This window comes from Pseudomonas monteilii NBRC 103158 = DSM 14164 (assembly GCF_000730605.1).
Lineage (GTDB): Bacteria > Pseudomonadota > Gammaproteobacteria > Pseudomonadales > Pseudomonadaceae > Aquipseudomonas > Aquipseudomonas monteilii.
In genome coordinates this window covers 1-11,966 of sequence record NZ_BBIS01000080.1, presented here as the reverse complement: position 1 = coordinate 11,966, position 11,966 = coordinate 1, and the positions used below count along the sequence as shown (strand labels likewise).

Sequence of the window (11,966 nt, the reverse complement as noted above, 5' to 3'; positions counted from 1 at the left end):
CCTTAGCATCAAAAAACACATCGCCCATTTTTACTTCAACCGTGCGGGTAACTTGAGACTTCGTCCCAGGTTGACCAATGTCCTCCTTTCCATGACCTTCACTGGCCATAGCCGCAGCGCCGAAAGACAGAGTTGCTGCTGCGATGAGTGGAATAGCAAGCTTAGCGTTCATGGTGACCTCGAGCGAGAGCAGAGTGGTACCTGGCGATTGTACAGCTAGTAAGCTGCCATTTTCATGACATGAAGAATACATTCTTGTCAGCTACCCAAACGAAAAAAACATTGTGGTAAAGCTGCATCGAAGCTTTGCTTTGAAAAACACATTGAATATATGGGCTTATTGATGATTTTCTGACATCATCAATTTGTGTTCACGCTGCATTTGATTCAGGACATCATCGACTATCTTGTCATGCTTCTCCATCCAGGCCAGGTGCTCTTGAGGCGACATAGAGGCAGCGGGGTGATCTTTGTGGAGCTGTTCCATAAGCTCACCGAGCATTTTCATGTGTTCGCTCATATGTATATGACGCTGCCCCTCTGGGGCTTTTTCAGCTTGCTGCAGGGTGGCTTCCGCCCTGGCGCGCATACTTTCCATTCGTTGCATCACTCGATCACCGCCACTTTCAGCCAGCGTCGAGGCCGAGATGAGGATTGAAGATACAAAAAGCAAAGTTCTTATGGGGTTCATGACGGGAACTCCTGATAGATTTTATTGAGCGGCATCAATGGGTTATATGAAGAACCAATTCGAGCACTCGACAGCGCTACTCGCTGAACCCTAGACAGAGCTAGCTGACATTTACCTGAATCCAGCATTACTTTTCTGTCAGCTACTGGTTAGCTGACATTTTTCGTTGCAGACTCCCAGTCATAACTATTTGAGAGCCGTGCCCATGAGACTTCTGGTTGCCGAAGACGAGCCCAAAATAGGTACCTATCTGCAGCAGGGCCTGACTGAGGCGGGGTTCAATGTTGACCGTTTTACCAATGGCAAGGTAGCCCTTCAGTACGCCCTGAGCGAGGCATATGACTTACTGATTCTTGATGTCATGATGCCAGGCATGGACGGTTGGGAGGTGTTGCAGAAGGTACGCGCATCCGGAAAGGACGTTCCCGTACTATTTCTGACAGCACGAGATCGCGTTGAAGATCGCGTGAAAGGGCTTGAGCTCGGAGCCGATGACTACCTGATTAAACCCTTTGCATTCTCCGAATTACTAGCTCGTGTTCGAACCTTATTACGCCGAGGCTGCAGCGCTCCGTCCCAGACGCACATGAAACTGGCAGATCTTGAGGTCGACCTACTCAAGCGCAGGGCTATTCGCAGTGGGAAACGTATAGACCTTACCGCAAAAGAGTTTGCCCTACTTGAGCTGCTATTGCGCCGTCGCGGTGAGGTGCTTCCCAAATCGCTGATTGCCTCCCAAGTCTGGGACATGAATTTTGACAGTGACAGTAACGTGATAGAGGTTGCGGTAAGGAGACTGCGGGCAAAAATTGATGATGATTTTGAAGTCAAGCTGATTCATACCTCGCGAGGTATGGGCTACATGCTCGACGCACCAGACTCGGAGTCAGAATGAAGCGGATGTCTTTGACCACTCGTATGAGCCTGATGTTTATGCTTGCCGTAACAGCTGTGCTCACCGTTGCCGGCCTGAGTTTCAGCAATCTAAGTCGACATCATTTCAAGATGCTGGATCAACAAGCGTTGAACGAAAAGCTCATCTCTTCGCAGAAGATTCTCACAGGGATGAGCAGCATCAATCAATTTTCTGAATTCAAGCCTGAACTTGAGGCTTTACTTGGGGCCCATCGGGACCTAACTGCTCTGATAATTGATGGCGATGGAAAGTTACTATTTGCTGACCCAGGCCCGGTGAATGTCCCGGAAAAATTCCGGACGCGTATAAACAAAGATCTCTGGGAGTGGAGTGACCAGAGACAGATGTACCGAGGTATGACGTCCCAAATATCCATAGTGGGGCAGGATAAACCACTTACAGTTATCTTGGTTGACGATGTCACTCAACATATGGCTTTCTTTGAAACGCTTGAACGATGGTTTTTGATAGGGTTAGTGATCTGCGCTTTAGTAAGTGCCGCGCTCGGCTGGATGGTCGCCAGCAACGGCCTGCGTCCCATTCGCCAGGTAACAGAAGTCGCTACCTCTATGTCAGCAAAATCCCTTAAAGAACGTATTCCCTTAACGCCTGTACCCAAAGAACTTCAACAAATGGTGCTATCGTTCAACGCGATGTTATCCCGACTGGATGACGCTTTTGTTCGATTGTCAAACTTTTCCGCCGATATCGCTCATGAGTTGCGAACCCCAGTGAGCAATCTGATGACTCATACTGAAGTGGTTCTTTCTAGGAAACGAAATATCGAGGACTATGAGGACACGCTATACTCCAACCTTGATGAATTTAAGCGTATGGGGCGAATGATAGATGATATGCTTTTTCTGGCAAAGTCCGACAATGGCTTGATTACGCACGAGATCAAGTCTATAAATCTTCTGGAGATTGTGGAGAAACTCATTGAGTACTACCGCCTACTCGCTGAGGATCGAGGCATCAGTCTTGCAGTATCTGGAAAAGGTTGTGCAACGGGGGATGTGCTAATGCTACATAGAGCCCTCTCAAATCTACTTTCCAATGCGCTGCGCTACACCCCTGAGGGACAATCAATCACTATTGATGTTCAACAAAAAGAGTTGTCTACTGTGATTGTCGTAGAAAACCCTGGGACCACAATTGCACCTCAACATTTGGAGAGGTTGTTTGATCGATTTTATCGTGTGGATCCAGCTCGTAGAGAAGGAAGCCCAAGCAATGCGGGGCTAGGTCTGTCAATCACTCGATCTATCGTCGAGGCGCACGATGGGAAAATATGGTGTACATCTACTGATGGGAAAACGGCGTTCCATATCGAGCTCCCTAGTATTCAGCTGCCAACAGCTTGAGTGAGACTCCCTGAATGGAAGCGCCAGGTGATGGAAGCGCTAGGTCAGGCTGCGAATGGTGTATTAAGAGGCAATATGCCGGCCAGACACCCAGCCGAAGCTGACGGAAATGTAATCGAACAGTTTGCGTTCATGTGGCATCTTAGAGTTGCACTGTGGCATTGGAATCTTCGTGAAGGGTTCTTATCCGCTCCGAACCTCGACACAGGGCTTACGGACGGTTCATCAGTGTTTTAACAAGAATCGAAAAGTAGAGAACAGAAACTGTACAAACAAAATCCTAACCAACAGCTCTTGCTGTGAGGAGTCTTGCATGTCATTCATCAAAACCACTACCGTAGCAGCTGCGTTGACTGCGGGTTTGCTTCTGAGTGCTGTTGCTCAAGCGCACCCAAAGCTTCTGTCTTCCAGTCCAGTAGATGGCGCGGATACAGCTGCACCGTCAAAAATTGAGATGCACTTTTCAGAAAACCTGGCAACTCAGTTTTCCGGTGCAAAGCTCATAATGACGGACATGCCAGGTATGCCAAACTCGCCAATGGGCGTGAAGGCTGCTGTATCCGGCGGTGCCGACCCTAAGACGATGGTAATTACCCCGGCTACGCCGCTGACTACTGGCACTTATAAAGTTGAGTGGCGGGCAGTGTCTTCCGACACCCATCCGATCACTGGTAATTTTTCTTTCAAAGTGAAATAAGCAATGAGCGACTCAATTAATATTGTGGTTCGTTTCGCCCTTTATTTCGACCTAATGCTGTTGTTCGGCTTGGCAATCTTCGGGCTGTATAGTCTCAGGGGAAAGGAAAGGTTATCGGGCACAGTCTTAAACTTTGAGTCGCTTTTGTATACTGCTTCTGTATTGGGGGTAGTACTATCACTTGTTGCCATGTGCGTTCTTGCTAAAGCGATGAGCGGTGTTTCAGGATTCATGGAACTGCATCACCATATTTTTCAAATGGTCATCATGGGTACTGATGTTGGGTTGACATGGATGGTCCGCATTGCGGCTCTGGTGATGGCCATCATAGGTGTCACATTGAACAGGAGGCTTCCGACAGTCAGCCTCTGGGTTGTTACCGCCTCTGCTGCTGTCGCGCTAGCAACTCTGGCGTGGACAGGTCACGGAGCTATGGATGAGGGTAGCCGTCGCTCTTGGCACTTTATCAGCGATATACTCCATCTTCTCGCTGCAGGTGGATGGCTGGGTGCACTGGCAGCATTTGCATTGCTGCTGCGACTGAAATCACTGAAAGGTGAACAAGAGGCCAGGATTCTTGCTCGTGTATTGACGGGTTTTGAATCTGCCGGCGCAGTGATTGTCGTGACAATCAGCATTACCGGTGTAGTAAACTACCTGTTCATCGTTGGCCCGAACCTCGATGAAATCATGCTCAGCACATATGGCCAACTGCTTTTTTTGAAAGTACTCCTATTTTCTGGAATGATCGTGTTAGCCTTCCTCAATCGTTTCCATTTGAGTCCGCTTTTAGCGCGCTCAATAGAAACTGGAGACTATTCTGTTGCGATCAACGCTTTGCGTCGAAGCATGATAGTCGAGTTTTCGACCGCTGTAATTATTCTCTGTCTCGTTGCATGGCTAGGTACTTTAAGCCCGGAAATGGAAATGAATTCGATGTAGATACCACTGTGTTGTAGTGCTCATGGGTTTACTTAAAGATCGCCTAGGGGCCGTGATGAGATCTTCCATTGTTCCAGAGCACACCAACAAAATCTTCGAACGCTTCTATCAGGGCGACCGGTAAGACAGGAAGGAGGGCCCTTCAACACCGGACTTAGTCTTGCGATAAACCGTTCAATCGTCGAAGCTCACAACGGACGGATGTGGTGTGCGTCGTAGAACGGTGAGACGGTAATCTCACATTGCTTTCTCACCAGGAAGCGGCCGATGAATGATCGTGCCCTCCATCAATGCCGGGCTGATCGATTTAATCTACACTCGACCACTATGATCAGGTTTGTACGACTACTCACTATCCTTCTGCTGGTTCTCTCGCTTCCCCTCAACGGGATGGCGGGAGTCGACTCACCCGTTGAGCCCTGCCCGATGCAGGCTATGGGCATGGAAATGATGGCGGCCATGGATCACGACTGTTGTCAGGACCAGGACCAAGGGACGTCTTCCCAGCACGCCTCAAAAGCCTGCAAAGTCGGCCAAGAATGTAGAACCGCGAGCACACTCCAAGTCAGCTTGCTCGAACCCCAGCAGACCTTCTCTACTACGTCCCCTGCGGATGGTTATGCCGTAAGCCTGGTAACTCGAGCGCCGCCAGATCACTGGCGTCCTCCGCGCGCCTGATTCCTTCGTAAACCTCACACCCGTTGTTCTGCCTTGGCGGCCGAATGATGGCATGCGCCTGTGCGCTGGTTTTTCGAGGAATCATGGTCATGACTCCCCTACGTTTCACTTCAGGACGGATACTTCCGGCTGCCCTCATAGTCCTGCTACCGATGCTATCGGCACAGGCGGCTTCGCTTTCTCTGGATGATGCGCTGCAACTGGCTGAGCACAACGCACCTTCGCTTCAGGCGCGTCAAGAGCAGGTGTCGGCGGCGCGTCACTCAGTCGTGCCAGCGGGTGAACTACCCGATCCGCGGCTTAACCTCGGGATACAGAATCTACCGATCGAGGGCAGCGATCGCTGGAGCACCAACCGAGACTTCATGACCATGCAAGTGGTCGGGCTTTCTCAAGAGGTCCCCAACCGCGACAAGCGCAAAGCACGGGTCGAGACAGCACGGGCCACAGTCGAACGCGCTGATGCCGAAGCTGTCTTCGAGCGTTTGAAGGTGCGCGCGGCGACGGCGCAGGCTTGGGTGGCCGCCTACACAGTGCAACGCAAGCTGCAACAGTTCGATGAGTTCTATAAGGAAAACCGCCTGCTGGCTTCCGCCGTGAGGGCTCGTCTGGCCGGCGGGGGCGGTTCATCGGCCGATGCGCTTGCGCCGAGCCAGGAAGTAGCACAGCTGGATGAACAAAAGGACCTGCTAATGAGCCAGGCGGCCCAGGCAAGAGCGGCACTCAAGCGCTGGGTCGGACAGGAAGTGAATGCACAAGCTCCGGCTTTTCCGCAGTGGCCAGTGAAAGCGCCGGAATACCTGCACGCCCTGCACGCGCATCCCGAACTGGCGGCCTACGGCGCCAAGACCCGTGAAGCCGAAGCACAGGTTCATCAGGCGGTCGCCGAGAAAAAGTCGGATTGGGGCTGGCAATTGGATTACCAACGTCGTGGTCCGGACTTTAGCAACATGGTCAGCGTACAAGTCAGTTTCCAGTTGCCGCTGTTCACAGGTTCTCGCCAAGACCCAACGATCGCTGCGCGGCAAGCTGAGGTGCGCCAGCTGGAAGACGAGCAAGAGGCTGCGCTGCGTGAACATACCGAGCGGTTGGAGACAGATCTGGCGGAATACCAGCGCCTGCAACGGGCAGTGACCCGTAGCCGAGAGACCCTATTGCCTCTTGCCGAGGACCGGGTTCGCATAGCACTGGCGGACTACCGGGCGGGAAAGTCGACATTAAGTGAGGTGCTTGCGGCACGACGCCAGCGGGTCGAGGCCCGGCTACAGGATATCGACCTGCAAGGGCAATTAGCCGCGACAGCGGCGCGCTTGCACTTTGCATATGGAGAGGTTCGGGCATGAAACCTATGTCTATAGGATTGATCGCAGCGCTAGCACTGGCCATAGGCGGTGGTGCGGGCTACTGGCTGGCTCAACAGGCCCAAAGTGGACCAACGCCGACACTAGAACAACGCAAAGCGTTGTACTGGTATGACCCGATGTACCCTCAACAGCACTTCTCTGAACCTGGTAAGTCACCTTTCATGGACATGCCATTGGTCGCCAAATATGCCGATGGCACACAGGATCAAGCAGCGCCTGCGGTACAGATCACCACGGGTATACAGCAGAACCTCGGCGTGCGGCTCGCGACAGTGGGCCAAGGCCGCCTCGAACGCACGCTGCAGGTTAGTGGTGTGCTGGCCTTCGACGAGCGAGATTTCAGTGTGCTGCAAGCACGGACCGCAGGATTCGTCGAACACACCTATGGCCGAGCCACGGGGGATGTCGTGGCCAAGGGGGCACCGCTGGCCGATGTCTTGACCCCTGAATGGGCAGGATTGCAGGAGGAGTATCTGGCACTGCGGCGCTTGGGCGATGGCGAACTGCAGGCCGCAGCCCGTCAACGCCTATTGCTGGCCGGAATGCCTGCCGAGCTCATCGAGCGGGTCGCGCGCATTGGCAAGGTACAGAACCTTGTCACGCTACTAGCACCAAGCGCCGGGGTGATCCAAACGCTGGACCTGCGTCCGGGCATGAGCTTGGCGCCAGGGGCTACCCTGGCGCGGATCAATGGTGTGGCCAACGTCTGGCTCGAAGCCGCAGTGCCGGAGGCGCAGGCCCAGGGCCTGCACGAGGGGCAGGCAGTGCAGGCGCATTTACCCGCCTATCCAGGTGAAGCCGTGCCAGGCAAGCTGACCGCTTTGCTTGCAGACGCCAACCCGCAAAGCCGTACTTTGCGCCTGCGTATCGAACTACCCAATCGCGACGGCCGGCTGCGACCGGGGATGTCCGCCCAGGTCACCCTGCATCCAGCCGGGCAAACCGATACCGCACTGCTAGTGCCCGCCGAAGCAGTCATCCGCACCGGCAGACGTGATCTGGTGATGCTGGCCGAAAACCAAGGTCGTTTCCGCCCAGTGGAAGTGGTGCTGGGTCAGGAGAGCGGCGGCCAAGTTGCCGTGCTGCAAGGACTGCAGGTAGGCCAGCGGGTGGTGGCATCGGGTCAGTTCCTCATCGACTCCGAGGCCAGCCTCAAGGGCATTGAGGCCATGACCGCGCAGGAATCCCCATCTGCACCAGCACTGCCAGCACTGCATGAGGCAGACGGACGCATCGTGCAAATCGAGGGCAATCAGCTGACGATCGCTCACGGTCCCTTCCTCACCCTGGGCATGCCTGGCATGACCATGACCTTCCCGGTGTCTGATCCAACGCTGATTGTCGGGCTGAAGTTGGGCCAACGTATTCGCTTCGGAGTCCGCGAGCGGGATGAGGGCATGGTGATCGAGCAGATCAATGCGCTGGAGAGTCAACCATGATCGCGAAACTGATTCGCTGGTCGGTGGGCAACCGAGTGCTGGTGATGCTCGCCACACTGTTCCTGGTGGCCTGGGGCGTGTTCTCGCTGCGCAGCCTGCCGATCGATGCACTGCCGGACCTGTCGGACGTGCAAGTGATCATCCGTACCTCCTACCCAGGTCAGGCGCCACAGATCGTCGAAAACCAGGTCACCTACCCGCTGACAACCACCATGCTCTCGGTACCGGGGGCCAAGACTGTGCGCGGCTTCTCGGCCTTCGGTGACAGCTTTGTCTACGTGCTGTTCGAGGATGGCACCGACCTGTACTGGGCACGCTCGCGGGTACTGGAGTACCTGAGCCAGGTGCAGTCGCGCTTGCCGGCGTCGGCAAAGCCGGTGCTCGGGCCGGACGCTACCGGCGTGGGTTGGATCTATCAGTACGCGTTGGTCGACCGCAGTGGTGGGCATGACTTGGCGCAATTGCGCAGCCTGCAAGACTGGTTCCTGCGCTTCGAACTCAAGACCTTGCCGGATGTCGCTGAAGTGGCGAGCATCGGCGGCATGGTCAAGCAGTATCAGGTGGTGCTTGATCCGCTGCGGATGGCCAGCCTGGGCATCACCCAAGGGGAGGTGTCGGACGCTATCGGAAAGGCCAACCAGGAAACCGGTGGCGGCGTGCTGGAACAAGGCGAAGCCGAGTTCATGGTGCGGGCGTCAGGGTATTTGAAGACGTTGAACGACTTCCGCGCCATTCCCCTGCGCCTGGCCACCAACGGTGCGCCGGTGACACTCGGCGATGTCGCCACGGTGCAACTTGGCCCAGAAGCGCGTCGGGGTATCGGCGAGCTGGATGGCCAGGGCGAGGCCGTTGGCGGAGTGGTGATTCTGCGCAGTGGCAAAAACGCCAGGGAGGCCATTGCCCACGTCAAGGACAAGCTTGAAGCGCTGAAAAAGAGCCTGCCCAAGGGCGTGGAGATTGTCACGACCTATGATCGCAGCCAACTGATAGATCGCGCTGTGGACAACCTCAGCCACAAGCTGATCGAGGAATTTATCGTGGTCGCGCTGGTGTGTGCGGCGTTTCTCTGGCACCTGCGCTCGTCGCTGGTGGCAATCGTCTCGCTACCGGTAGGGGTACTGATCGCTCTGATTGTCATGCGCCATCAAGGCATCAACGCCAACATCATGTCGCTTGGCGGTATCGCAATCGCCATCGGTGCGATGGTCGATGCTGCCGTGGTGATGATCGAGAACGCACACAAGCGAGTCGAAGCCTGGCATGCACGCAACCCGGGGATGTCGCTGCGCGGCGAGCAGCACTGGAACGTGATGACCGAGGCGGCGGTCGAGGTGGGGCCGGCGCTGTTCTTCAGCCTGATGATCATCACTTTGTCGTTCATACCGGTGTTCACCTTGCAGGCCCAGGAGGGACGACTGTTCGCCCCCCTGGCGTTCACCAAGACCTACGCCATGGCAGCTGCGGCAGGGCTGGCGGTGACCCTGGTACCCGTGCTGATGGGTTACTGGATTCGCGGCCCTCTGCCAGCAGAGGAACGTAACCCGCTCAACCGTGGACTGATCCGTCTGTATCGGCCTGCGTTGGAAGTGGTGCTGCGCCGGCCCTGGATGACACTGGTTGGCGCGCTGGCGATCTTGTTCAGCAGCCTGTGGCCATTGAGCCAGCTGGGTGGGGAATTCCTACCACCGCTGGACGAAGGTGACCTGCTGTACATGCCCTCGGCCCTGACAGGCCTGTCGGCGCAAAAGGCCTCGGAGCTGCTGCAACGCACCGACCGGCTGATTCGTACCGTGCCCGAGGTCGCCAGCGTGTTCGGCAAGGCTGGTCGAGCCGAATCAGCGACCGACCCGGCGCCGCTGGAAATGTTCGAAACCATCGTGCGGCTCAAGCCGAAAGATCAGTGGCGTCCGGGCATGACCACCGAAAAGCTGATCGAGGAACTCGACCGTACGGTGCGGATACCGGGCCTGACCAACATCTGGATTCCACCGATCCGTAATCGTATCGACATGCTGGCCACCGGCATCAAGAGCCCAATCGGCGTGAAAGTGGCGGGCAGCGACCTGACGCAGATCGACCGCACGACCCAAGCCATCGAGCGAGCCGCCAAAACCGTGCCCGGTGTGACCTCGGCACTGGCCGAACGTTTGACCGGCGGCCGTTACATCGATCTTGACATCGATCGCCAGACTGCATCGCGATATGGCCTGAACATTGCCGATGTACAGGCCATCGTCGCTGGTGCCATTGGTGGTGAGACCATCGGCGAGACGGTCGAGGGCCTGGCGCGCTACCCGATCAGCGTGCGCTACCCCCGCGAATGGCGCGACTCAGTCGAAGCCTTGCGCCAACTGCCGATCTACACCGCGCAAGGCGGCCAGATCACTCTCGGCACCGTGGCCCATGTGCGCATCACGGAAGGTCCGCCGATGCTCAAGAGCGAGAACGCCCGCCCATCCGGTTGGGTATACATCGACGTGCGCGGTCGTGATCTGTCCTCTGTGGTCGCCGACCTGCGCCAGGTGGTGAGTCGCGAGGTGAAGCTCGATCCTGGCATTAGCCTGAGCTATTCCGGCCAGTTCGAGTACCTGGAGCGCGCCAACGCACGTCTGGCCTGGGTGATACCGGCGACACTGGTGATCATCTTCGTGCTGCTCTATCTGACTTTCGGCCGCCTCAGCGAGGCGCTACTAATCATGGGCACTTTGCCTTTTGCCCTTACCGGCGGCGTGTGGCTGCTGTACCTGATGGGCTTCAATCTGTCGGTGGCCACCGGTGTGGGCTTTATCGCCCTGGCTGGGGTCGCGGCGGAGTTCGGGGTGATTATGCTGATCTACCTGAACAACGCATGGACCGAGCGACAGTGCAATAGTGAGCGCACGCAACTGGCGCTACTGGAAGCGATCCGTGAGGGCGCGGTGCAACGCATCAGGCCCAAGGCGATGACGGTGGCGGTGATCGTCGCAGGCCTGCTGCCAATTCTCTGGAGTGATGGTACCGGCAGCGAAGTGATGAGTCGCATCGCCGTGCCCATGGTGGGCGGCATGCTGTCCGCCCCCCTACTCTCTCTGTTCGTTATACCTGCGGCGTACTGGTTAGTCCGGCGCCGTAACCTCGCAGTAACCAATGGTTCCAAACCAGGAGAAACCCGATGAAAAACCTATACCTGAGCATCGTACGGATGCTGGCCTTTGCGACAGATCATCTGCGTCCGCATTCAGACTATTAATTGTGCTGAAGAACATCTGCGCACTCGGCGCCAAAGTACCGATCTTGTATGCATACAAACGGCGTTGAGAGCGGCCTACTCCCTTTGGTTATCAGCGGGGTAGCTGCACGATGTCTCCGTGCTTGGGCAATCCGATCGAGATGAGCGCGGCGGCCAATACGAAAATGCTGGAAACCCACAGGCAGGCCTCCAGGCCATAGGCTTGGAACACCCAGCCCGACAGCAGCGTGCCGACCAGCCGCCCTAGCGCGTTGGACATGTAGTAGAAGCCTACGTCCAGGGAGACACCGTCTTCCTTGGCATAGCTGACGATCAGGTAGCTATGCAGCGAGGAGTTCACCGCGAACAGCACACCGAACAGCATCAGCCCACCGAGCAGCACTACCTGCGCCGACCAGCCTGCTGATAGGCCCACGGCAATAAGCGCAGGCAGTCCGGCCAGGGCGAGCGCCCAGATGAAGGCCGCTCGGCCGTCCGGCACATGACCACGCTTCTTGCCGGTGATGTGAGGAGCAAACGACTGGACGATGCCGTAGCCAATGATCCACGCGGTGAGGAAGCCGCCGACCAGCCAGAAGTCCCAGCCAAACGCGGTGCTCAGGTACACCGGCAACGCCACGACGAACCAGACGTCCCGGGCACCAAC

General features: G+C 56.2%; 9 protein-coding genes and 1 pseudogene. 7 read left to right on the top strand and 3 right to left on the bottom strand.

Features of this window, described 5'->3' with window-relative positions:
- Nucleotides 1-172, bottom strand: a pseudogene (locus PM2_RS31735) (cupredoxin domain-containing protein); the annotation flags it as partial.
- 165 nt (nucleotides 173-337) lie between these two features.
- Nucleotides 338-691, bottom strand: coding sequence for a co-regulatory protein PtrA N-terminal domain-containing protein (locus tag PM2_RS28795; protein WP_004574071.1), 354 nt, complete (start codon nucleotides 689-691; stop codon nucleotides 338-340).
- 205 nt (nucleotides 692-896) lie between these two features.
- Here PM2_RS28795 and PM2_RS28790 point away from each other — a divergent pair, with 205 nt between their 5' ends.
- From PM2_RS28790 to PM2_RS28760, 7 genes are all read left to right on the top strand, one after another.
- Nucleotides 897-1,586: a heavy metal response regulator transcription factor gene (locus PM2_RS28790; protein ID WP_004574069.1), complete on the top strand. Its 690-nt coding sequence runs from the start codon at nucleotides 897-899 to the stop codon at nucleotides 1,584-1,586.
- Nucleotides 1,587-1,591: 5 nt separating this feature from the next.
- Nucleotides 1,592-2,971, top strand: coding sequence for a heavy metal sensor histidine kinase (locus tag PM2_RS28785; protein WP_004574067.1), 1,380 nt, complete (start codon nucleotides 1,592-1,594; stop codon nucleotides 2,969-2,971).
- Between the two features lie 313 nt (nucleotides 2,972-3,284).
- Nucleotides 3,285-3,668, top strand: a complete 384-nt coding sequence (copC, locus tag PM2_RS30530) for a copper homeostasis periplasmic binding protein CopC (RefSeq protein WP_004574065.1) — start codon at nucleotides 3,285-3,287, stop codon at nucleotides 3,666-3,668.
- 3 nt (nucleotides 3,669-3,671) lie between these two features.
- Nucleotides 3,672-4,610, top strand: coding sequence for a copper homeostasis membrane protein CopD (gene copD / locus PM2_RS28780; protein ID WP_004574063.1), 939 nt, complete (start codon nucleotides 3,672-3,674; stop codon nucleotides 4,608-4,610).
- 767 nt (nucleotides 4,611-5,377) lie between these two features.
- Nucleotides 5,378-6,631: a TolC family protein gene (locus tag PM2_RS28770; RefSeq protein WP_004574060.1), complete on the top strand. Its 1,254-nt coding sequence runs from the start codon at nucleotides 5,378-5,380 to the stop codon at nucleotides 6,629-6,631.
- Nucleotides 6,628-8,091: an efflux RND transporter periplasmic adaptor subunit gene (locus PM2_RS28765; protein WP_028700051.1), complete on the top strand. Its 1,464-nt coding sequence runs from the start codon at nucleotides 6,628-6,630 to the stop codon at nucleotides 8,089-8,091. The genes PM2_RS28770 and PM2_RS28765 overlap by 4 nt, the downstream gene beginning before the upstream one ends.
- On the top strand, nucleotides 8,088-11,246 hold the full coding sequence (locus tag PM2_RS28760; protein WP_004574058.1) for an efflux RND transporter permease subunit: 3,159 nt from the start codon (nucleotides 8,088-8,090) through the stop codon (nucleotides 11,244-11,246). The genes PM2_RS28765 and PM2_RS28760 overlap by 4 nt, the downstream gene beginning before the upstream one ends.
- A gap of 165 nt (nucleotides 11,247-11,411) precedes the next feature.
- Here the strand turns inward: PM2_RS28760 and PM2_RS28755 are convergent.
- The coding region (locus tag PM2_RS28755; RefSeq protein ID WP_042132623.1) for an MFS transporter at nucleotides 11,412-11,966 on the bottom strand (555 nt) is incomplete at its 5' end.